19 protein-coding genes are annotated in these 22,444 nt (G+C 68.2%); 16 read left to right on the top strand and 3 right to left on the bottom strand.

Translation table 11 applies throughout. The annotated features are described in order from the left end of the window. Window positions 1-532 precede the first annotated feature (532 nt). The 11 genes from pedB to QTH97_RS00895 are packed head-to-tail and all read left to right on the top strand — an operon-like array spanning window position 533 to window position 10,741. Window positions 533-1,246: a lanthanide ABC transporter ATP-binding protein PedB/LutE gene (pedB, locus tag QTH97_RS00945; RefSeq protein ID WP_286566101.1), complete on the top strand. Its 714-nt coding sequence runs from the start codon at window positions 533-535 to the stop codon at window positions 1,244-1,246. A gap of 38 nt (window positions 1,247-1,284) precedes the next feature. After that, window positions 1,285-2,274, top strand: a complete 990-nt coding sequence (locus QTH97_RS00940; protein ID WP_286566100.1) for a PQQ-dependent catabolism-associated beta-propeller protein — start codon at window positions 1,285-1,287, stop codon at window positions 2,272-2,274. Beyond that, window positions 2,271-3,449, top strand: a complete 1,179-nt coding sequence (locus tag QTH97_RS00935; protein ID WP_286566099.1) for a type 1 periplasmic-binding domain-containing protein — start codon at window positions 2,271-2,273, stop codon at window positions 3,447-3,449. The genes QTH97_RS00940 and QTH97_RS00935 overlap by 4 nt, the downstream gene beginning before the upstream one ends. Further along, window positions 3,431-4,312, top strand: a complete 882-nt coding sequence (pedC, locus tag QTH97_RS00930) for a lanthanide ABC transporter permease protein PedC (protein ID WP_444813354.1) — start codon at window positions 3,431-3,433, stop codon at window positions 4,310-4,312. The genes QTH97_RS00935 and pedC overlap by 19 nt, the downstream gene beginning before the upstream one ends. Next, the gene (locus tag QTH97_RS00925; RefSeq protein ID WP_286566098.1) at window positions 4,309-5,301 is read left to right on the top strand and encodes a Bug family tripartite tricarboxylate transporter substrate binding protein; all 993 of its coding nucleotides are present in this window, start codon (window positions 4,309-4,311) and stop codon (window positions 5,299-5,301) included. The genes pedC and QTH97_RS00925 overlap by 4 nt, the downstream gene beginning before the upstream one ends. A gap of 22 nt (window positions 5,302-5,323) precedes the next feature. Beyond that, entirely contained in the window at window positions 5,324-6,346 is a 1,023-nt protein-coding gene (locus tag QTH97_RS00920; protein ID WP_286566097.1) for an AAA family ATPase, read from the top strand. After that, a complete protein-coding gene (locus QTH97_RS00915; protein WP_286566096.1) occupies window positions 6,347-7,210 on the top strand; it encodes a DUF58 domain-containing protein in 864 nt (287 codons plus the stop codon). Window positions 7,211-7,231: 21 nt separating this feature from the next. Then, window positions 7,232-8,173 carry a hypothetical protein gene (locus QTH97_RS00910; RefSeq protein ID WP_286566095.1) on the top strand — a complete coding sequence of 314 codons (942 nt, stop codon included), beginning with the start codon at window positions 7,232-7,234 and terminating at the stop codon, window positions 8,171-8,173. Next, entirely contained in the window at window positions 8,170-9,210 is a 1,041-nt protein-coding gene (locus tag QTH97_RS00905; protein ID WP_286566094.1) for a vWA domain-containing protein, read from the top strand. The genes QTH97_RS00910 and QTH97_RS00905 overlap by 4 nt, the downstream gene beginning before the upstream one ends. After that, window positions 9,207-9,749, top strand: a complete 543-nt coding sequence (locus tag QTH97_RS00900) for an MxaK protein (RefSeq protein WP_286566093.1) — start codon at window positions 9,207-9,209, stop codon at window positions 9,747-9,749. The genes QTH97_RS00905 and QTH97_RS00900 overlap by 4 nt, the downstream gene beginning before the upstream one ends. Then, a complete protein-coding gene (locus tag QTH97_RS00895) occupies window positions 9,746-10,741 on the top strand; it encodes a vWA domain-containing protein (RefSeq protein ID WP_286566092.1) in 996 nt (331 codons plus the stop codon). Before QTH97_RS00900 ends, QTH97_RS00895 begins: the two co-directional genes overlap by 4 nt. Here the strand turns inward: QTH97_RS00895 and QTH97_RS00890 are convergent. Next, window positions 10,696-12,654, bottom strand: coding sequence for a S9 family peptidase (locus QTH97_RS00890; RefSeq protein ID WP_286566090.1), 1,959 nt, complete (start codon window positions 12,652-12,654; stop codon window positions 10,696-10,698). The two genes, QTH97_RS00895 and QTH97_RS00890, sit on opposite strands and share 46 nt — an antisense overlap. A 126-nt stretch (window positions 12,655-12,780) precedes the next feature. Here QTH97_RS00890 and QTH97_RS00885 point away from each other — a divergent pair, with 126 nt between their 5' ends. From QTH97_RS00885 to QTH97_RS00875, 3 genes are all read left to right on the top strand, one after another. Continuing rightward, window positions 12,781-13,692, top strand: coding sequence for an ATP-binding protein (locus QTH97_RS00885; protein ID WP_286566089.1), 912 nt, complete (start codon window positions 12,781-12,783; stop codon window positions 13,690-13,692). Next, complete coding sequence (locus QTH97_RS00880) at window positions 13,689-14,324, top strand: response regulator (RefSeq protein ID WP_286566088.1); 636 nt, start codon at window positions 13,689-13,691, stop codon at window positions 14,322-14,324. Before QTH97_RS00885 ends, QTH97_RS00880 begins: the two co-directional genes overlap by 4 nt. A 106-nt stretch (window positions 14,325-14,430) precedes the next feature. Then, complete coding sequence (locus QTH97_RS00875) at window positions 14,431-16,992, top strand: TonB-dependent receptor (RefSeq protein ID WP_286566087.1); 2,562 nt, start codon at window positions 14,431-14,433, stop codon at window positions 16,990-16,992. Between the two features lies 1 nt (window position 16,993). On the opposite strand, the gene QTH97_RS00870 is transcribed toward QTH97_RS00875, so the two are convergent. Next, on the bottom strand, window positions 16,994-18,262 hold the full coding sequence (locus QTH97_RS00870) for a porin (protein WP_286566085.1): 1,269 nt from the start codon (window positions 18,260-18,262) through the stop codon (window positions 16,994-16,996). A gap of 94 nt (window positions 18,263-18,356) precedes the next feature. After that, entirely contained in the window at window positions 18,357-18,935 is a 579-nt protein-coding gene (locus QTH97_RS00865) for a DUF2889 domain-containing protein (protein ID WP_286566084.1), read from the bottom strand. A 166-nt stretch (window positions 18,936-19,101) separates the two neighbouring features. On the opposite strand from QTH97_RS00865, the gene QTH97_RS00860 reads away from it, so the two are divergent. Together QTH97_RS00860 and QTH97_RS00855 are read left to right on the top strand one after the other, a co-directional pair. Next, entirely contained in the window at window positions 19,102-20,874 is a 1,773-nt protein-coding gene (locus QTH97_RS00860) for a long-chain-fatty-acid--CoA ligase (protein WP_286566083.1), read from the top strand. Window positions 20,875-20,885: 11 nt separating this feature from the next. Further along, window positions 20,886-22,442 carry a long-chain-fatty-acid--CoA ligase gene (locus QTH97_RS00855; protein WP_286566082.1) on the top strand — a complete coding sequence of 519 codons (1,557 nt, stop codon included), beginning with the start codon at window positions 20,886-20,888 and terminating at the stop codon, window positions 22,440-22,442. Window positions 22,443-22,444 lie beyond the last annotated feature (2 nt).

Genomic DNA, 22,444 nt, shown 5'->3' with positions numbered 1-22,444 from the left:
GCGCCGCAGCCGAATAACGCCAGAGGCGCCCGTGAAAATGCCCGGAAATTCGCATCGAAGTCTCCTTGTTCTGATTCATCAGAGGCCGCCCGCACGGACCCGCCGAAAGGGCGACTGCCGCGCAACGCAATGAAGCCGGCAAATGCACTAAATGCAAGATGCGCGCCTGCTCGAACACCCTGAAATCGCGAGTCGCGGCAACACTTCCAACGCGTCTTGGAGTGCTCCGGTTTCGGTATTGCGTTAAGGGGAAACCCTATTGAGCGATTGCATGGAAGGAATGAATTTCGAGCTTGCGCAGGGCAATTGCACGCATGTCTTCGAGTCGCCGCCGGCGCGAGGGAGACCGGAGCATTCCTCCGAAGCGTGCTGCGCCGAAATTGTGGCAACCACTTTCGACACAGAGTGTTTCACCGACAGAGGGACCCCATCAAACCAATGACGCACGCAGGGCCACCACATGCATGAACCGATGGGCGCGGGTATTGCTTGCTCGAATGCATTCATGCCACCAGAGACGCTCCCATCGACAATGCTGCGGACCACCGGCCTGACGAAGCGCTACGGTACGCGGGCCGCATTGAAGAGCCTCTCGCTGACCTTGGCGTCAGGTCAGTTCGTGGCACTGCTGGGGCCCAATGGCGCGGGAAAGTCGACCCTGTTCCAGGTGCTCACCGGCCTGTTCGCCGCTGACGAAGGCGAAGTCGAGGTCGCGGGCCATTCGCTGTACCGTTCCGCGACAGCCGCGTTGCGCCATATCGGCGTCGTGTTCCAGCAGGTGTCACTCGACCTGGATCTCAGCATCCGTCGCAACCTGCTGTTCCAGGCCGACCTGCACGGCCTGCCGCGGCGCCTGGCGGCACAGCGCATCGAAGCTGGATGCGCCCAGCTCGGCATCGACGCCGACCTCGACCGCAGGGTGCGCGAGCTGTCCGGCGGCAATCGGCGCAAGGTGGAACTTGTGCGCGCCTTGCTGCATCGACCCTCCGTGCTGCTGATGGATGAAGCGACGGTGGGCCTGGACCCCCGGTCGCGCCAGGACCTGATGCGCGCGCTGCATGCGAACGTGAAGGAGCGCGGCGTCTGCGTGCTGTGGGCCACGCACCGGGTGGAAGAAGCCGAAGGCGCCGATCGCGTCCTCGTGCTGCACCACGGCGAGCTGCTGGCCGACGGCACGCCGGCCCAGGTGACGCAAGCGCTGGGACAACCCACGCTGGAGGAGGGCTTCATCGCGCGCACGAGTTGAACCGCAATGCTGAATCAAACCAAGAAGGAGACAACGAGATGAGTGAAGTTGCCAGGGTCCTGAAGGGCGCCGCGTGCTCGGTCGCGGCCGTGCTGGGCATGTGCCTCGGTGCGGCTGCGTTGGCGCAGGGCACCGCCTATGTATCGAGCGAGAAGGACCCGTCGGTCACGCTGATCGACCTGGCTACGCTCAGCGTCAAGGGCACCATCCCAACGTGCAAGCGGGGGCGCCACATCCAGCTCATGCCGGATCGCCTCATCATGCTCGCCTGCACCGAGTCGAACGCCGCCGACGTGATCGACCCGGCGACGGGCAAGTCGGTGCGTCGCGTTCCGCTGGGCGACGAGCCCGAGGCCTTCGACCTGTCGCCGGACGGCAAGACCATCTATGTGTCCAACGAGGACGAAGGCGCGGTCAGCTTCATCGACGCGTCGAACGGCAAGGTGCTCAAGTCGATCAAGGTCGGCAAAGAACCCGAAGGTGTGAAGGTCAGCGCGGACGGCAAGACGCTGTACGTGACCTCCGAGGTTGCAAGCCTCGTGCACGTGATCGACGTCGCCAGCGCTTCCATCGTCAAGAACGTGAAAGTTGGCAAGCGGCCACGTCGCATGGCCTTCACGCCCGATGGCAAGGAGCTGTGGGTCACCAACGAACTCGACGCCACCGTGAGCATCATCGACACCGCCACGCGTGCCGTTGTCGGCAGCCTGAAGTTCGAGGTGAAGGGCGCGCGCAGCGAGGACATCACGCCGGTCGGCATCCAGATGTCGCGCGACGGCAAGCGCGCCTTCGTGGCGCTGGGCCGGGCCAATCACGTCGCTTTCGTGGACGTGCCGCAACGCAAGGTCACGAATCTCGTGCTGGTGGGCAAGCGCGCGTGGAACGTCACGCTCGACAAGGCCGAGGCACGGCTCTACGTGGTCAACGGCTTGAGCGACGACGTCACCGTGGTCGATGTCGCGGCGGCCAAGCCGATCAAGAGCATCCCGGTCGGCCGGGTGCCCTACGGCCTGGTGGTGGTCGAATGAAGGGAGCCACCTGCCTCGCCGGCGTTTCGCTGCTGCTGGCGGCGTCGACGTCGACCGGACAGGTGGCGGGCGCAACCACCCCATTGAAGGCGACCCTGATGGTCCCCGACCCCGACGCCCGGCTGGAGCGCTCGCGCCTCGAGCGCCAGTTCCTCGGCCACCCAGGCGGCCCGGCGAGCGACGGGCTGGACGTCGCGCTGGACGAAGGGCAGTTCGAGCTGCAGGCGGTCGATGCGGCCGTGGCGCTGACGAAGCAATCGGCCGCCTCGCCGGAGACGGCGCGTGCCGCCGCGCAGGCGGCCGAGAAGGCGGGCGCCGCCGTGCTGGTCACGGACCTTCCTGCCGATTGGACGCTGGCCGTGGCCGATGCCGTGAAGCTGCCGGTGATCAACATCGGCGATGCGGCCGACCGGCTGCGAGAGCAGGACTGCCGGGCGCGCCTGTTCCACATCATCCCGAGCGAGCGCATGCGCTCCGACGCACTGGCGCAGACGCTGGTGTCGCGCAAATGGAGCAAGCTGCTCCTGCTGATCGGCCCGAGTGCGGAGGACCAGGCGCGGGCCGCGACGGCGCAGGCCTCGATCAAGCGCTACGGCTTGCAGGTGGTGGCCAGCAAGCCCTTCAAGCTCTCTGGCGATCCGCGCGAGCGCGACCTGGCCAATCCGCTGCTGCTGACGGCGGGCACCACCTACGACGCGGTCTGGGTGGTCGACAGCGACGGCGAGTTCGCACGCAGCCTGCCGTACCGGACCGTGTTGCCTCGTCCGGTGGTGGGGGATGCGGGGCTGGTGGCGGTGGCGTGGCATGCGCAGTTCGAGCGCTACGGCGCGCCGCAGGTGGCGCGCCGCTTCGCCAAGGCGGCCGGCCGGCCCATGACCGCCAGCGACTGGGCGGCGTGGATGGCGGGCAAGGCGCTGGTCGCGGCCGCCATCGCGGCACCGAAGGGGCCCGCCGCAGCGTGGGCGCAGGCGCTCGCCAAGACGCCGCTCGACGGCTCCAAGGGGACGAGCCTGAGCTTTCGTCCCTGGGACGGGCAGTTGCGCCAGACCCTGCTGCTTACCGACGGGCAGGGCGTGATCTCGCAGGCGCCGGTGGAGGGCCTGCTGCACCCGACCAACGTGCTGGACACACTGGGCGCGGACGCCCCGGAGAAGCGATGCAAGACGACGCGTTGATTCCCGTCGACACCGGCACGGCTGAACTCGCACCGCGCCGCGGGGTCACGCACGCGCTGCAGGCCATGCAGGCGATCGTCATGCGCGAACTGCTCAAGTTCTCGCAGCAGACTGGCCGGCTGGTGTCGGCGCTGGTGCGTCCGCTGCTGTGGCTGGCGGTGTTCGCGGCCGGCTTTCGCAACGTGTTCGGCGTCGCGATCGTGGAGCCTTACGACACCTACATCCCCTACGACGTCTACATCGCCCCGGGGCTGGTGGGAATGGTGCTGCTGTTCAACGGCATGCAGTCGTCGCTGGCGATGGTCTACGACCGCGAGATGGGCCTGATGCGGCTTCTGCTCACCGCGCCCCTGCCGCGCGCATGGCTGCTGTTCTGCAAGCTCTGCGCGACTGCGCTGCTGTCGGTGCTGCAGGCGCTGGCTTTCGTGATCGTGGCGACCCTCATCGGCACCGACCTGCCGCTGCTCTCGCTGGGCGCGCTGCATGCCTTGCTGGCGCTGGTCTGCGGGGCGCTGATGCTCGGAGCGCTGGGACTGCTGCTGTCGGTGCACATCAAGCAGCTCGAGAACTTTGCGGGCACGATGAACTTCGTGATCTTCCCGATGTACTTCATGTCCACTGCGCTTTATCCGCTGTGGAAGCTGAGGGAGTCGGGCGCCGAGTGGGTCTATCAACTGGCCCGCTTCAACCCGTTCACGCACGCCGTCGAATGGATCCGGTTCGCGCTGTATGGCAAGGACCCGGGAGAGGCGCCCTGGATCGTGCTGGGGTGCCTGGTGGTGTTCTTCGTGCTGGCCTGCTGGGGCTACGACCCGCAGCGCGGCTTCGGCGGGTTGACGAAGCGTGGCGGAGGCCCGCCATGAACGCCGGGCGCCGACGTTGGCTGGAACGCGCCGCCGCGCTGGCGCTGACGGCGGGGCCTCTGGCGCACGTTCCGCGCGCGTTGGCGAGCGACGCTTTTCCCACCCGGCCGATCATGATGTGGGTGCCCTGGGCGGCCGGCGGCGCGACCGACCTGTCGTTGCGGCTCCTGGCCGAGCTGGCGGCACCCGCGCTGGGCCAGCCCGTGATCGTCGCGAACCGCCCCGGCGCGGGCGGCACGCTGGCGATGCCCGTGCTGCAGCAGGCCGAGCCCAATGGCTACACGATCGCACAGATGCCGCAGCCGGTGTTTCGCGCTCCCTTCATGCAGAAGGTGCTGTGGGACCCGGTGCGGGACGTCACGCCGATCATCCAGATCTCGGGCGTCACCTTCGGGGTGCTGGTGCGTGCGGCCAGCCCGATGCGCGCGCTCGGCCAGTTGTTCGACTTCGCACGCGCGCGGCCGGGCGAACTGAGCATCGCCACCAATGGCGTCGGCACCACGCCGCATCTCGTGCTCGAAGCGCTGTTCACCGAGCGCGGGCTGCGCTACATCCACGTGCCTTACAAAGGCACCTCCGAGCTGACCCTGGCGGTCGAGTCGGGCCAGGTGATGGCGGGCGTCAATTCCTCGGGCTTCGCGCCGGAGGTCGATGCGGGCCGATTGCGGCTGCTCGCGACCTTCGGGGCGCAGCGCTCGCCGCGCTGGCCGAAGGTGCCGACCTTGCGCGAGTCGGGCTTCGACATCGTGGCGATGTCGCCCTACGGGCTGGCCGGTCCGCGCGGCTTGCCGCCGGACGTGCTGGCCGTGCTGCACGACGCCTTCAAGAAGGCGCTGTTCGACCCGCGCTTCGTCGAGGACCTGGCGAGGTACGACCAGGAGGTCACCTACCTCGGCCCGGAGGACTACGCGCGGGCCTGCCGGGAGGAGTACGCCAAGGAGCGTGCGTCGGTCGAGCGGATGAAGGGTTCGCGGGGCGCGGGCGGCTGAAGCCCTGACACGGAGGTTCCGGATGAATCGAGACGATGGGGTGATGAGCGACTGGCGCCAGCGGGCGTTGATGCTCGAGGGCGAGGTCGCCAAGGCGGTGATCGGCCAGGCGCGGACGATCCGCCTCATCAACACGGCCGTCTTCGCGCGCGGCCACGTGCTGCTGCAGGGCGATGTAGGGGTCGGCAAGACGACGCTCCTGCGGGCCTTCGCGCAGGTGCTGGGCGGCGACTTCGGGCGCATCGAAGGGACCATCGACCTGATGCCCAACGACCTCATCTATTACACCTACATCAGCGCCGAGGGCAAGCCGGCGGTCGAGCGCGGGCCCCTGATCCAGCACGGCGAGAGCCTGGCGGTCTTCTTCTTCAACGAGATCAACCGCGCGCGCCCGCAGGTGCATTCGCTGCTGCTGCGCGTGATGGCGGAGCGCAGCGTGGCGGCGTTCAATCGCGAGTTCCGCTTCCCGCATCTCGTCGTGTTTGCCGACCGCAACAGGGTGGAGCGCGAAGAGACTTTCGAGATCTCGGCGGCGGCGCGCGATCGCTTCATGCTCGAAGTGACCATCGACGCGCCCGCGACCGATGCCGAACGACGCGAGTTGATGACCGACCCGCGCTTTCACGATACGGATCGGCTGGTCGGCGCGCTGGCCGGCGGGCTGGTGGCCTACCAGGAGCTGAACCAGGTGTCGGAACTGATCCAGCGCGGCGTGCAGGCGTCCGAAGCCTTGCAGGCCTATGCGATGGACCTGTGGCGCGCGACCGCTGCGCCCGCCGACTACGGCGTGCGGCTGTCGGACCTGGACACCGCCCACCTGATGCTTGCCGGTGCCAGTCCGCGCGGCATGAGCCTGTTGCTGCGCGCGGCTCGCGTGGCGGCCTGGCTCGACGGCCGCGAGTACGTGACGCCCAAGGATGTCCAGGCCGTCTTCGTCGAGACCATCGCGCACCGGCTGTGCTACCAGCCGGTGTACGAGATGCGCCGCCACGAGATCTCGGCGCGGCTGATGAGCGGCATCCTGTCCAGCGTAGCGGCACCGTAGATGGAACTCGCCCCCAGTCTTCGCACCGTGCAGGAACTGCACTACCGGATCGAGTCGCCGGCGCTGGGCCATTTCCCGGGCCATCACCGCAGTTCGCGCGGCGACAGCGGCTTCGAGTTTCGCGGCCATGCGGCATTGCTCGACGCGCCTGACCCGCGCCGGCTCGACCTGCACGCGAGCCTGCGCGATCCGTTCGGCAACTGGATCGTGCGGGTCTACAGCCAGCGCAAGGCGATTCCGGTCGTCATGGTGGCGGACCTGTCGGCCTCGATGGGGTTCGACGGCACGCGCCGCAAGCTCGATGTGCTGGCGGACTTCGTCGACAGCCTGGCCTGGTCGGCCTGGCGCACCGGCGACAGCTTCGGCTTCGTCGGCTGCGACAGCGTGGTGCGCGAGGATGTGCTGTTGCCGTCGACGCGCGTGCGCGGCATGGGGCGCGAACTGGCCCAGTCGCTTCGGTCGTTGCATCTCCAGGGCCGATCGGCTCATGGGCTGCTGGCGGCCCACCGCTACCTGGGCCGGCAGCGATCGCTGGTGTTCCTGGTCTCGGACTTCCACCTGCCGCTGCCGGAGGTCGAGGCCACGTTGGCCACGATGGCGCACCACGACCTGGTGCCGGTGGTGCTGTGGGACCCACTGGAGTTCGGCCTGAGCGCACGGCGCGGCCTGGTGCAAGTGACGGACCCGGAAAGCGGCGTCACGCGGCTGCTGTGGTGGCGTCCGGCCCTGCGCGAAAAGTGGCTGATGGCCCACCAGCAGCGCCGCGATGCCCTGCTGCGAATCTTCCAGGTGAACCGCGTCAAGCCGTTGTTCATCGAAGGCCGCTTCGACGCCGACGCAGTCACGCGGCATTTCCACTCGTGAGCCAGCCGTGAGAGATGCGCGATGACGATCCTGCACATGGACCTGGCTCGACGCAGGCTCTGCAGCGTGCTGCTGGGGTGGGTGGCATCGGCGGCTTGCGCGGCGGTGCTCCCTGGACAGGTGGATGCCACCGGAAGCGAGCCGAGGGCCTTCGGCTATCAGGTTGGCGACATGGTGTCGCGCACCGTCATGGTCGACGTTGCGGACGGCCTCATGCTCGACGAGTCGAGCGTGCCGCAGCCCGGTGCGCGTGGGAACGCGCTCGAGTTGCGCAGCGTCTCCCGGCGCAGCAGTGCCGAGCCGGGCGGGCGGCGCCACGAACTGACGCTGGCGTACCAGGTGTTTCTTTCGCCGCCGCAGCCGCGCACGCTCGAGATGCCCGGATTCACCTTGCGTTTCAAGGGCCAGCCGCGGGCGCAGGAGGTTCGCATCGAAGCCTGGCCTGTGACGGTGTCGCCGCTGGTTCCGGTCGAGGTCTCGCCCCGGCGTGGACTCGGCGAACTGCAGCCTGACGCGGCGCCGCCGCTGATCGACACCCGTTTCGCGCGCTGGCGCCTCATTGCCTACGCCCTTGTCGCGCTGGTGCTGTTGGCCTACCTCGCCCACGTGTACATCGGCCTGCCGTGGTGGACGCGCGCGCATCGGCCGTTCACGCAGGCATGGCGGGCGCTGCGTGGACTGACGCCGGCGAGCCCCGAGCCGCAATGGCGCGAGGCGTTTCAGAACCTTCACGGAGCCTTGAACCGGACGATGGGGGAAGTCGTCTTCGAGGAGGGGATCGATCGCTTCGTCAGGGCGAAGCCGCAGTTCGCGCATCTGCGCGACGACCTCGCGCGGTTCTTCCGGCAGTCGCGTGTGGAGTTCTTCGGCAAGGATGCGCGCGATGCGCAGGCCCGTGACGACCGAAGCTGGCTGATCGGGTTCTGCCGGCGTTGCCGCGATGCCGAGCGAGGTGCCGCATGAGCTTCGAGCATCCCTGGCTGCTGTGGCTCCTGCCGCTGGCCGCGCTGCCCTTGTTCGCACGGCCGGGCAGGGCGCTCGACAACGCGTGGGCGGCGCTGATGCCCCGGGACCGGCTGTCCGGCCTGCTGGGGTGGGCGCTGCGCCTCGTCGGCGTCGTGGCGCTCGCCGCGCTCAATGTCGGCATGGCCGGGCCCTACTGGCCGGAGTACGAGGTCGAACGCATCGGCAAGGGCGCCGAGATCGTGCTGGTGCTCGATCGCAGCCGCAGCATGGACCAGGGCTTCGCCGGCGCGCGACCCTCCGGCGGGGCGTTGAAGGGCACCAGCCCCGAGGCGATCGACTACTACATGAAGCAGGCGAGCCGGATGCGCGACTCCAAGGGAAAGGTCGCCCGGCAGTTGCTATCGGAGTTCATCGCCAAGCGGCAGGACGACCGCTTCGGCATGATCGTCTTCAGCACCTTGCCGATCCGCATCCTGGAGTTCACGCAGAAAAACGATGCGATCCAGGCTGCCATCGCGGCGGGCGACGTGGGCCGCGGCCTCTCGGAAACCAACATCGGCCTCGCGCTGCAATCGGCGCTGTCGTCCTTCGACGATCGGCCCTACACCGGCTCGCGCATCGTCATGCTGGTGTCCGACGGCGGCGACCGGCTGGACACCGACGCCCGCGAGCGCATTGCCTACATGGCGCGCAAGCACCGCGTCGCGATCTACTGGATCTACCTTCGTTCCACCAACAGCCCAGGGCTGGTCCTGGAAAAAGGCGAAGCGCCGGAGAGCGTGGAGTCGGTGCCGGAGTACGCGCTGCATCGCTTCTTCGAATCGCTCGGCACGTCCTATCGCGCCTACGAGGCCAGCGATCCCGAGGCGCTGAAGAAGGCCATCGACGCGGTGAACCGACTGGAGAACCTGCCCATCACCTACCTCGACACCATGCCGAGGCGCGACGTGTCCGCACCGGTGCTGGGTGTCGCTCTGGGTTGCATCCTGCTGCTGCTGGCAGCGAAGCTGGCGGAGATCCGGCGATGGGCATGAGTTCGCAGCGACGCACGCGCGCGGTGCTCGGCCTGCTCGCGGTGGTTGCCGTCGCGGCGGCGATCGATGGCGCATACGCCTGGCGGCAGCATCTTTGGAACGAATCGATCGTCTCGGGCCCGTTGCCGCCGGCCGAGGACAAGGAAGTGCCGGTGCAGGTGCGCTTCGCAGAGGCCCATGCGCAGGCAGACAGTGGAGCGGACGACGCGGCCCTGCGCCTCTATCGCAGCCTGGAAGGCGATTCGCCGCTGGGCCAGGCGGCCCGCTACAACAGCGCCAACCTGCTGATGCGACAGGCGGTGGTGGTGCAGGCGGGCGCCGAGCCCGGCAAGGCGATCGCCCTGATCGAACTCGCCAAGGAAATCTACCGCGACGTGTTGCGCGTCGATCCGTCGCACTGGGACGCGCGCTACAACCTGGAGCGCGCCCAGCGCCTGCTCCCCGATCCCGACGAGATGGACGTCGCGCCACCCGAGACCCGACGCGACGCCGAACGTGCGGCCACCACCATGCGCGGATACTCGCCGGGCCTGCCATGACGCTCTGGCAACGATGGCGCACCTCGTGGCGGCGCGGCACCGACCGTTGGCTGCTTGCGTTGGCGGCCCTGGCGCTGGCGGCCGGCCTGCTCGATCCGGGGTTGATGATGGAGCATTCGCTCTTCGACCACGTGATCGTGCTCGACGTGACCCAGAGCATGAACGTCACCGACGAGCAGATCGACGGCCAGCCAGTCTCGCGCCTTGCCTTCGCCAAGCACGCGCTGCGTCAATCGCTGCTGCAACTGCCGTGCGGCTCGAAGGTGGGCTGGGCGATCTTCACCGAGTACCGCGCGCTGCTGCTGCTCGCGCCGATCGAGGTCTGCGCCAACCTGAGCGAGTTGCGTTCGACCTTGGCGCAGATCGACGTGCGCATGGCCTGGTCCGGCAACAGCGAGATCGCGAAGGGATTGCACAGTGCGATCGGCATCGCCAAGCAGTTGCCGGACAAGCCGTCGCTGGTGTTCGTCACCGACGGACAGGAGGCGCCGCCGCTGAACCCGAACTACCGTCCGTCCTTCGATGACAAGCCGGGCGAGGTCGCGGGGCTGATCGTGTGTGTGGGCGATCTGCTTCCGTCGCCGATCCCAAAGACTGATCCCGAAGGACAGCCGCTCGGCTTCTGGCGTGCCGACGAGGTCATGCAGACGGATCTGCGCAGCCAGGGGCGAGGTGCCAGCGTCCGTGGCGAAACGCTGGTGGACGAGCACGCGGGCTCGGCCGCGCCGATGCTCGGCGCCACACCGGGACTCGAACACCTGTCGTCGCTGCGCGAAGGCTATCTGCGCCTGCTGGCGGGCGAGCAGGGACTGGCGTTTCTTCGCCTGCAATCGCGGGAGCGGCTGGTGGAGGCGTTGACATCGCCCGCGCTGGCGAAGCCGGTGGCGGTTCGCACCGGCGCGCGTACGCTTCTCGCGGGGTTGGCCTTCTGCGTGCTCCTGGCGTGCTACGTGGCGCCGTGGCTGCGGAAGACGACGGTGCTGAAGAAGTAGAACTCCGCGTCCAGCGCCCACCGGATGTTCGAAGAGTGACGAAAGCCGTGCTGTTCTCCCGCGAAGAGCAAGTACTGCGCCGTGATGTCCTTCTCGCGAAGCGCCGCGACCATCAGCTCGGTCTGGCTGGGCGGAACGATCCTGTCCTCCGCGCCCTGGAAGAACGCGACCGGTGCCGCGAGCCGATCGGCGTGGCGGACGGGGGAGCGCTCGCGGTAGGTCTCGCGATGGCCGTCGGCGTCGGTGTACGGTGCGATCAGCCAGTCCAGATAGCGGGACTCGAACTTGTGCGTGTCCCGCGCCAGGGCCTCGGGATCGCTGACCCCGTAGTGGCTCCCGCCGGCACGGAACATCCGGCGCACGGCGGGATCGCCGGAAGTGAGGCAACTGAGCGTCGTGAAACCGCCGGCACTGCTGCCGGTGATCACGATGCGATCGGCATCGACCCGTCCCTCGTCGACCAGGTAGCGCGCGGCGGCGGCGCAGTCCTCGACATCGACGACGCCCCACATGCGGTGCAGGCGATCGCGGTAGGCGCGGCCGTAGCCGCTGCTTCCGCCGTAGTCGACATCGACCACCGCGATGCCGCGGCTGGTCCAGAACTGCGTGCGCAGGTCGAGCGCGATCGACGCCGAGGAGGTCGGTCCGCCGTGGCATCTGACCAGGAGCGGGGGCAGTTCCGCGTCCGGCGCGAGATGGTCGGCATTCCGCGGCGGATAGAAAAGGGCGAATGCAGTCTGGCCGCGCGACGTCGGAAACTCGATCGCTTGCGGTGCGGCAAGGTGTCGGTGGATCGCGGGATCGTCGGGGAGGGCGCTGGCCTTGCGGATCGCCGTGGCTTCGCCGGTGCGTGCATCGAGCAGCACGACGGCGCTCGCGAGCGTCGGCCCGCCGGCCTTGAAGGCGATCTTTCCTCCTTGGGCGCGCACCGACGAAAAGTCGCTGTAGGGCAGGTCGAACGCCGTCAGTTCGCCGCTGTCGAGTTCCAGCAGAGCGAGCTTGCCGAGGCCGCCCTCGATGTACGAGCACACCACCCGCTTCGCCGAAAGGAAAGCGTAGGTCGACATCCCCAGGTTCCATTGCGGCCGGCCGAACTCCGCCGCCTTCGGGCACACGTTGACGGCGTCTCCGTTCGCTTCCGCGCGATGGAGGTTCCACCACCCGGACCGGTCCGACACGAAATGGAGGACCCCATCGGGCGACCATTCCGGCTGGAAGACCGACTCGCCCGGACCGCCGGCGACGCGGGTCGGGTTCTCCACCGCGGCGCCGTCGAAGTCCGCGACCCAGAGTTCGGTGCCCACCCACGGCATCTGCGGGTGGTCCCACGCGATCCAGGCAAGGCGGCGACCGTCCGGGCTGAGGCGCGGCGAGGCGTAAAAGTCGTTGCCCTGGACCAGCACCGTACCGGCGCCTTCCGAGGCCGCATCGAGCGCCACGATCGCATTGATGGCTTCCTGGCCTGCCTGCCGGTGATCCTCGCGAACGCCGATCCACAGGCGGCGTGTCCTGTCGATCTGCCCGTCGGCGTATCGAAGTGCGGCAGCGGGATCGCCAGGGGCAGGGGCCGGAGTGAGAGGCTCGGGAGGTTCGCTGCCTTTGGCGCGGTACAGGCGCTGATCCCGGAAGTCGCTGAAGTAGCAGACGCCGTCCGCAACGAGTGCTGCGGCACCGCCGTATTCGTGCACCCGCGTGCGCGCGGAGAAAGGCTGCGGCGTGAGATCGATCTTCGCCGCCGCGTCGTCGCGCCGAACGAGCACAAGGCGCCCGCCTTCCTGCGGCCGGCCTTCGATCCAGTACACGTCGTCGCCGTCCAGCAGCACATCGACGAGGTTGATCGCCGCACTCGCCACGAGCTCGGACGTGATGGGCGACAACCAGGTGCCGAAGGGCGCCGCAGTCGGATGGGGCATGGGGATACCTCGGGTGAATGGGGGCCGCGTCAAGAGGCGGCTGGAGGCAAAATCGATTGTACGGATGCCCGCGGCCGGCGAGCCCCGACGCCGGCCGTGCGAGTGCCCGAACTGGAGGGATGGCAGATGAGAGCTGTGTTGCGGCTGTCGCGATCGCGCGCCTGCTTCCCTGGGCGATGGGATCTCGCCTGGGTGCTCGGCGCAACGGTGCTGACCTTCGTGCTGTCGAGCGCGTTCGAGGTGCGGGAGCGGCTGGCCGCGATCCTCGATCACGCCGAGGCATGGCAGGTCGACGAGATCCCGCTCACGTTGCTGGCGCTGGCGTTGGGCCTGGCCTGGTACGCCATGCGACGTCGCCAGGAAGCCGCTCGCCTGCTGGCCCAGAACCGCGAACTCGCGCAGAAGCTGATCGCGCTCCAGGACAGCGAGCGCCTGGCGCTGGCGCGCGAACTGCACGACGAATTCGGCCAGCATTGCACCGCCATTCGCATCGAGGCCACGTACATCCAGCGCTCGTCCTCGCTTGAACAGATCGGCGAAGCCGCGCGCCGCGCCTCCGCGTCGGCCGAGCGGCTGCAGGATGGCGTGCGGCGCCTGGTGCGGCGGTTGCGCCCGGCGGAGCTCGATCAACTCGGCCTGGTCGCCGCGATGCAGTCGCTGTGCGAAGCGTGGACGACGCGCAGCGGCGTGCCATGCGTGTTCCAGGCCCGGGGCGATCTGCGCGAGCGCGGCGAAGCCGTCGACACCACCATCTATCGCGTGACCCAGGAAGCGCTCGCCAACGTCGTGCGTCACGCGAATGCCACGCGCGTGCAGATCGAGCTCGCGGCGACTTCGCAACACCTGAGCCTGAGCGTGGAAGACGACGGCCACGGCTTCACCGTCGCGTCACCGAAGCGCGGCTTCGGGCTGCTCGGCGCGACCGAGCGCGCCGCGGCACTCGGCGGCAGCTTCGAGGCCGAGAGCGCGCCGGGTGCCGGTACGCGGATCCGCATGTGCTTGCCCGTGGGGCAGCCCGTTCGAGCGGAGGCGGCGTGATCCGGCTCTTGCTGGTCGACGACCACCCCGTGGTGCGGACGGGCTACCGCCACCTGCTGGAACAGGATGGCGACATGGCGGTCGTTGCGCAGGCGGCTGGCGTGGACGAAGCCTGTGCGCTGTTCGCGATCCACGAGCCGGACATCACCGTCACCGATCTTGCGATGCCCGGCTGCAGCGGGCTCGAGCTGATCCGACGCTTGCGCGAACGCGACGCGCGGGCGCGCACGCTGGTCTTCAGCATGCACGACACCAACATGCTGGTGCACCGCGCACTCGAACTCGGAGCGCTCGGCTTCGTCTCCAAGAGCAGTGCACCCGAGTGCCTGATCGATGCGATCCACAGCGTGCGCGACGGGCGCCGCTACCTCAGCCCGGCGGTGGCCCAGCGACTCCTGGCCGGCACGGTGGAGTCGTTGGCCTTCGATTCGCTGACCCAGCGCGAATTCGAGATCTTCCGGCTGCTGTCGCGCGGCGAGTCCGTTGCCGACTGTGCCCAGGCTTTGCATCTCAGCCAGAAGACCGTCTCGAACATCCAGACCCTGATCAGGGAAAAGCTGGGCATCCAGACCACGGCCGCGATGGCGCACCTGGCGCTGCGCCACGGACTCATTCCTGCCGACAACGCCTGATACACGGCGGGAAATCTTCCCTGTCGCGTTCGAACGCGGTGGGATAAGTTGGGGAGGGGACGCGCAGGCATGCGCGATAACAACTTCACTCACCCGAGGGGACTCCATGTCCGGCAACGCGCGCGCGGTTGTTTTTTCGTCAGCGCCTGTGGCCGCAGCAGCCCTGCTGCTGTGCCATGGCCTGGCGGCCCATGCACAGGTGCAGCCGGCCGGGGAACCCGCCGGGGCCGTGCAGGCCACGCCCGAGTTGCCCACCATCAACGTGATCGGCGTCACCCCGCTGCCGGGCATCGACGTGCCGCGCGACCAGGTGCCATCGAATGTGCAAACCGCGACAGGCGCAGAGATGGAGCGCTTCCATTCGCTCGACCTGTCGAACTTCCTCGCCCGCGCCATCGGCGGCGTGACAGTCAACGAGACCCAGGGCAATCCCTTCCAGCCCGACATCAACTACCGCGGGTTCACGGCGTCGCCGCTGCTCGGCACGCCGCAGGGACTCTCTGTGTTCCTGGACGGGGTGCGCCTGAACCAGCCCTTCGGTGACGTCGTGAGCTGGGACCTGTTCTCGCGCACCGCCATCGCGTCGATCGCCCTGATGCCGGGCAGCAACCCACTGTTCGGCCTCAACACCCTGGGGGGCGCGCTGTCGATCCAGACCAAGGATGGCATCCACTACCCAGGCACCTCGGTCCAGGTGCTGGGTGGCTCGTACGGACGGGCTGCCGCGGAGTTCGAGACCGGCGGCCTGAATGCGGACAACGGCATGCATTGGTATGTCACCGGCAACGTTTTCCACGAAGACGGCTGGCGCACCGAATCGCCTTCCGACCTGCGTCAACTGTTCGCCAAGGTCGGCCGCAAGACGCGCGACGGCGATGTGTCGCTGACCGTCGCGCTGGCCGACAACGACCTGACCGGCAACGGCGTGCAGGAGCGGGGCGCGTTGCAGCGTGACTGGGCCAGCGTTCGCACCATCCCCGACAACACCCAGAACCGGTCCGCCTTCGTCAACCTCGCCACCGTGCAGGCCCTGAGCGAGACGATGACCTTCTCGGGCAACGTCTACTACCGAAACATCAGGGCCAGGACCTTCAACGGCGACATCAACGACGACTCCCTCGACCAGGCGGTCTACCAGCCCAACGCCGCCGAGCGGGCGGCACTGACGGCCGCGGGCTACACGGGATTCCCGACCAGTGGCGAGAACGCATCGAACACGCCCTTTCCCAAGTGGCGCTGCATTGCGAACGCGCTGCTGAACGACGAGCCGAACGAGAAGTGCAACGGGCTGCTCAACCAGACCGAGGCCCGTCAGACCAACTACGGGCTCGCGGGCCAGTTGTCCGCGCAAGCGACGACGGGCAGCATCGGGCACCAATTCGTCGTGGGCGCCGCCTACGACGCCAGCCGCGTGAGCTTCACGCAAGGCGCGCAGTTCGGATACATCAACCCGGATCGCACGATCACGCCGGTGTTCGGCCCGGGCGCATTTGCCGACGGCACCCAGTCGTCCGAGGACGCCTTCGACGCCCGGGTCGATCTGTCGAGCCGCTCGCGTACCAGCAGTGTCTATGCCACCGACACGATGGCGCTCAACACGCAGACGCACCTGACGCTGTCCGGGCGCTACAACTACACCTCGATCAAGAACGAAGACGGCCTCACGCCCGGCGGCGGACCCGGTTCGCTGGATGGCGACCATACCTTCAGCCGCTTCAATCCGGCCATCGGACTGACCTTCGCGGCGAACGAGATGGTCACCTTCTATGCAGGCGCGAACCAGGGCAGCCGCGCGCCCACGTCGATCGAACTGGGCTGCGCCGATCCGGAGAGCCCGTGCAGGCTGCCGAACTCCTTCGCGGGAGACCCACCACTCAAGCAGGTCGTCACCACCACCTTCGAAACCGGCATTCGCGGCACAGTGGCCGGCAAGGTTGCCTGGAACCTGGGAGTGTTCCGCTCCGACAACCGCGATGACATCCTCTTCGTTGCGGACAACTCGAGCGGCTTCGGCTACTTCAAGAACTTCGGCAAGACGCGGCGCCAAGGGATCGAGATGGGCCTGCAGGCCAAGCCCGCCAGCAGCTGGACGGTGGGCGGCAACCTGAGCCTGCTGGACGCGACCTACCGCAGCACGGAGACGATCGACGGCTCCGGCAACAGCAGCAACAGCGCGGCTGTGGACGGCTTCCCCGGCACCGAAGGGACCATCGTGATCAACCCCGGCGACCGCATACCGCAACTGCCGCGCCAGATCCTGAAGCTCTTCGCGGACTGGGAGCCGAACGCGTACTGGCGCGTCGGCGCGGACATGAATGCGGTGAGCGGCACGAGCCTGCGCGGCAACGAGAACGGCCTGCACACGCCCGACGGCATCTACTACACCGGGCCGGGGCGCAGCGGGGGCTACGCGGTGTTCAACCTTGGCGTGGACTACAAGCCGAAGCCGGGAGTCAAGATCTTCGTCCAGATCACCAACCTGTTCGATCGCAAGTACACGACCGGCGGCCTGCTTGGCGCCAATGGCTTCACCGTGAACGGCAACTTCGTCGCCCGGCCGCTGCCGGCGAACGCGAACGGCGACTTTCCGATCCCCCGCGCGACCTTCTACTCGCCCGGTGCGCCCCGCACGGCGTGGATCGGATTGCGCTACACCTTCGGAGCCTGAATCAGAAGGCGTGGCGGATGCCGAAGTCGTAGCCGTAGCCTCGATCCGCACGGTAGCCCGGCGCGTTCGAGTTGACGGTGTTGAAGTAGCCGGGCGCCACGTCTGCCGAGGCGACGTTGACCACGCCCACGGCCGCGCCGTTCTCGTTCTTCGTGACCGCGAAAGTCGCGTACAGCGCGGTCCGCTTCGAGAGGTTGTACACGTAGCCGATTGCGACCTTGTCGGCCTTCGGATCGGGCGTGTTCATCGGCACCGGGCCGAAGCGCGTGAAGTTGAAGAACTCGCCCTTCACCTGCGCATACGACATCTTGATCTGGCTCGCGCCCACCGGGATGCTCAGGCCGACGAGGAAGTTGCGGGTGTTCACGTCGAGCGGCGGGGTCAGCGCCGGCGTGAACGGGAAGGTGGCGATGTCCGCGAAGTCCGTCTTGACGTCGACGCGCGAGTATTCGCCGTAGAGCTTCACCACGCCGAAGTCGTACGAGGCGCCGAGGTTGGCCGTGTTCGCGTTGGTGGTCGAGCCGAAGTGGTAGTTGTCGGCGAGGGTGCTGCTGCCGTAGGCGAGCGCGACGTCGAAGGGGCCCGTGGAATAGCCGACGCGGGCGCCGACGTAGCGGCCCACGCGCGAGATGTTGGCCACCTTGGGGTCGTCCTCGATCGGCAGTGATGAGACGTTCTCGTTGAAGCCGTACATCGCCTGGCCATAGAAGCCGCCCAGGTTGGGCGGCAGGAAGTAGCCGATGGAGTTGGCCTTGCGGGCGTAGTAGCCCCGGTTGAGCGTCAGCGTCGGCAATGCGCCGCCCAGCATCTGGGCGATGAGGCTGGTGCCGGAACCGACGACGCCGAAGGGATCGAAGACGGCATCGTCCCAGAAGGTCGGCGTGTAGTCGCGGCCGAGGCGCACTTCGCCGAAAGGCCCCAGCAGGCTCACCGTCGAGCGGCGATCGAAGAAGACGCCGGCGCGGCCGATCGTGCCGACATCGTTCCACAGGGTCGATTCGAGCCAGAAGGAAGCGGCATACCCACCGCCCAGGTCCTCCTGCCCGCGAAAGCCCAGCCGCGACGATGCATTGCCGCTGTTGGACAGCGCCCACTGGCTCTGCTTGACGTCGGGCTGCGGGATCGAGCGGGGTGGATAGTTCTGGTACTTGCTGGTCGTCTCGTAGTAGCTGATGCCGGCGTCGACGACGCCGAAGAGGGTGACCGTCGATTGCGCCGAGGCGATGCCGGCTACGGCCATGGCAGCCAGGGCGACGAGAGTTTTTGTCATGTGTAAGCGAAAGGGTTGAAACGCAACCAAAGGTAGTGCGCATCTCCCTTTCGCCATCCCCCCGTGCAGGGTGGAAGGGATTCCACCTAGGCGATCAGGATGACGGCTCCGGCCGCCGGTGCATCGGCCAGATGATCTTGAGCGCCTCGCCATCCTCGCGGTAGGCCTGGCACATGCCGGCGAGCGAAGGCTTGGGCAGCGGACCGCCGGCCTGATGGGCGGAGCGCAGGCTCCCGGTTTCGCGACGCAGCGCGAACAGTGCCTGCATGGCCGTCGTCGCCAGCGGGCCGAGCAGCTCCGTCAGGTGCGTGCATCCCTTGGTGCCTCCCACGAGGGCCCTGGCCTTTCGGGTGAAGCCGGGGCCGATCTTCATGCCTTCCAGTCCGCGATAGGCCGGATTGCTGTCTGCGCAGTACGGCGTGGGCGCAGCCTCCGTGTGCACCTGCAGTTGCCGGATCACGAGGTCGGTGTCCACCGTCATGGTGATGCGCATGCGATGCAGGTGCTCCCCGGCGCCGAGGCGCTTGAAGAAGAGATCCGAGCCCTCGGGCGTCACGTCCTTCATGGTGCTTTCCACATCGAGCAGGCCGTCTTCGCGCAGGTATCCGCGGCAGACGATCTCGCGCGTGTGGAGCAGTCTTCGGGTGGCTGGGGGGAGCGTCGGTGATTCCATGAACACGATGGTCGGCCCGGACTGGCCGGGCCTGCACTACCCCTGGCGGGTGGTTGCCGCTTCGAATGCCCGCGATCGACCACCCGTTCGGGGTGGCCGCCCCTGCCGGGCCCGCTGGTCTACTCGATTCCGATCAGAGAGACAACGCAACTTCGGACGGAACCCCATGGATGCATCCAGCGCAACCCGGAAACCGGCACATCCGTGCCCTCCACCCCAGGGTGTGGTCGAGCGCCCCGGCGGCGCGCTTCGCCTCGATGCGGCGCATGCCCGCGCAGGGCTGCCGCTTGCCGTTCACATCCCCGAGACGAGCCTGTTTCGCAATCTCGAAACTTCCGCGCAGCGCTACCCGGCGAAGACGGCGATCCAGTTCCACGGAAGCTCGCTCAGCTACGCCGAACTGCTGGCCCAGGCCGAGGCGATGGCCGGCTACCTGCAGCGTGCCTGCGGCGTTGCGCCGGGCGACCGCGTGATCGTGTTCAGCCAGAACTGCCCGCAGTTCATCGCGGCCTACTTCGCCATCCTGCGTGCCGATGCGGTCTTCGTGCCGGTCAACGCCATGCTGCTGCGCGACGAACTCGAACACATCGTGAGCGACAGCGGCGCGGTGGTGGCTTTCGTGGCCAGCGAACTGCTCGACCGCGTCATGCCGCTGCTGGGCCAGGGCGCGTTGCGCAAGGTGGTCGTGCATGCCTACGGCGATGCGCTCGGCGACGACGCCGCCGGCCTGCCCACGCCGGACTGGCTGCGCACGCGCACCGGCGACATCCGGCTGCCGCAGGCGGCCGAGTCCTGGAACGCCGCCCTCGCGCTGGCGCACGAGCCCGCGCCGCATCGCGCCGGCCCGGACGACCTCTGCATGCTGCCCTACACCTCGGGCACCACCGGGAAGCCCAAGGCCTGCGTGCACACGCACCGCACGGTGATGACCTCGTGCGTGGGCTCGTCGCTGTGGCGGCGCACCAACCCGTCGTCTGTCTATCTCGCCGTTGCGCCGCTCTTCCACCTGCTGGGGCTGCAGAACAACGTCAACTCCGCCATCTTCTGGGGCGGCACCATCGTGCTCATGCCGCGCTGGGACCGGGAGGCCGCGGCGACGCTGATCGAGCGGCATCGCGTGACCTTCTGGGCCGCGCTACCGGCGATGCTGGTCGACTTCTTCGCGCAGCCCGGCATCGAGTCGCGCGACCTGGGCAGCCTGTCGATGGTGACCGGCGGTGGCGCTGCGACGCCGCAGCACGTGAACGAGTTGCTCAAGTCCCGCTACGGCCTGGACTACATCGAGGGCTACGGGCTGACCGAGAGCGCCAGCTTCCTTTGCGCCAACCCGGTTCACAAGCCGAAGAAGGGCTGCCTGGGCGTTCCCACCTTCGGCGTGGAACTGCGCATCGTCGATCCCGAGACCTTGCAGGCGGTGCCCCGGGGCGAGGTCGGCGAGATCGTCGTGCACGCGGCGCAAACCATGCTCGGCTACTGGAACCATCCACAGGCCAACGCGCAGAGCTTCATCGCGATGGAGGGCAAGCGCTTCTTCCGCACCGGCGATCTCGCGAGCGTGGACGAGGAAGGCTATGTGTTCATGCGCGACCGTCTCAAGCGGATGATCAATGCGTCGGGCTTCAAGGTCTGGCCCGCCGAGGTGGAAGCGGCGCTGCACGCGCACCCGTCGATCCTCGAAGCCTGCGTGATCGCCGCGCCCGATGCGCGCCGCGGCGAAACGGTCAAGGCAATCGTGACGCTCCGGCGCGGCAGCGGCGACGACAGCGCCAGCCTGCTGGCCTGGTGCCGCGAGCACATGGCGACCTACAAGGCGCCGCGCATCGTGCAGATCGTCGACGAGCTGCCCAAGTCCCCCACCGGGAAGATCGCATGGCGCGAACTGCAGGAGCAGGAAGCGCGCGCCGCATCGTCCGCCGAAGAAACGTCTCTCGCCCGCTGAAGGCCAACCCGATGTCCATGACGCTTGCGCTCCAGCGCTCGATCCAGTCCACGCCCGAGCGCATCGCCACCGTGTTCCACGGAAGGCGCCAGAGCTTTCGCACCTTCGGCGATCGCGTGGCGCGCCTGGCCGGCGCATTGAAGGCCCTCGGCATGAAGCAGGGCGACCGCGTCGGCGTGCTGGGCCTCAACTCCGACCGCTGGCTCGAACAGATGATGGCCGTGTGGTGGGCCGGCGGCGTGCTCAACCCGGTCAACACGCGGTGGAGCGCGCCGGAGATGGTGTATTCGCTCGACGACTGCGCCACCGGCATCCTGCTGGTCGACGACCACTTCCTGGGACGGGTCGAGGGCATCCGCGCGAGCGCCCGGCGAGTGCCCCTCTTCATCCACGCGGGCGAAGGCACGACGCCCGAGGGCATGCTGCGCTACGACGCGCTGATCGAGGCCGCGGCCGCGGTCGAGGACGCGGGCTGTGCCGGCGACGACCTGGCCTGCATCCTCTACACGGGCGGGACCACCGGCTTTCCCAAGGGCGTGATGCACAGCCACTGGAGCCTGTGGGCCATCTGCATGCAGCGGCTCGTGCAGACGCCGCTGACGTCGGGGCCCAGCATGGCGCTGCACGTCGCGCCGCTGTTCCACATCGGCGGCATCGGCCGCGCGCTGGTGCAGTTCGTGGCGGGCGAGAGCCATGTGCTGGTGCCGGGCTTCGATGCGCGCGAGGTGCTGCAGACGATCGAGCGCGAGGGCGTGACCGATGTGCTGCTCGTGCCGACGATGCTGCAGGCGCTCATCACCCACCCCGAGTTCGACTGCTTCCGGCTCGACAGCCTGCGGCGCATGGTCTATGGCGCATCGCCCATCGCGGAGTCGGTGCTGGAGCGCGCCATGACCCTGTGGCCCGGCGTGGAGTTCACCCATTCCTACGGACTGACCGAGGCGGGCGGCGTCACCTCGAACCCACCGGAAAACCACGGCGAGTCCGGACGGGCCTCGGGCCTGTCGCGCTCCGCCGGCCGTGCAACCCCCGGCGTCGCCGTGAAGGTGGTCGACGGCGAGGGCCGCGAGGTGCCCCGCGGCGAGGTGGGCGAACTCATCGTGCGCGGGCCGAACGTGATGCGCGGCTATTGGAACAAGCCCGAGGAGACGGCGCGTGCCGTCCGTGACGGCTGGCTCTGCACCGGCGACGGCGCCAGGATGGACGAGGAGGGCCACGTCTTCATCGTCGACCGGCTCAAGGACATGATCGTCAGCGGCGGCGAGAACGTGTATTCGGCCGAGGTCGAGAACGTGATCGCACGGCATCCGGCCGTGCAGGCCTGCGCCGTCATCGCCGTGCCGCATGTGCAGTGGGGAGAGGCCGTGCATGCGGTGGTGGTGCGCAAGCCCGGCGCGGATGTGGACGACGCCGGCCTGCACGACCACTGCCGCCGCCACATCGCGGGCTACAAGTGCCCGAAGACCATCGAATTCCGGGAGGCGCTCCCGCTGTCGGCGGCAGGCAAGGTGCTCAAGCGCGAACTGCGCGAGCCGCACTGGGCCGGGCAGTTGCGGCAGGTGCACTGACA

The organism is Variovorax gracilis (assembly GCF_030317115.1).
Taxonomy (GTDB): domain Bacteria; phylum Pseudomonadota; class Gammaproteobacteria; order Burkholderiales; family Burkholderiaceae_C; genus Variovorax; species Variovorax gracilis.
This window is presented reverse-complemented; position numbering and strand designations above follow the sequence as displayed.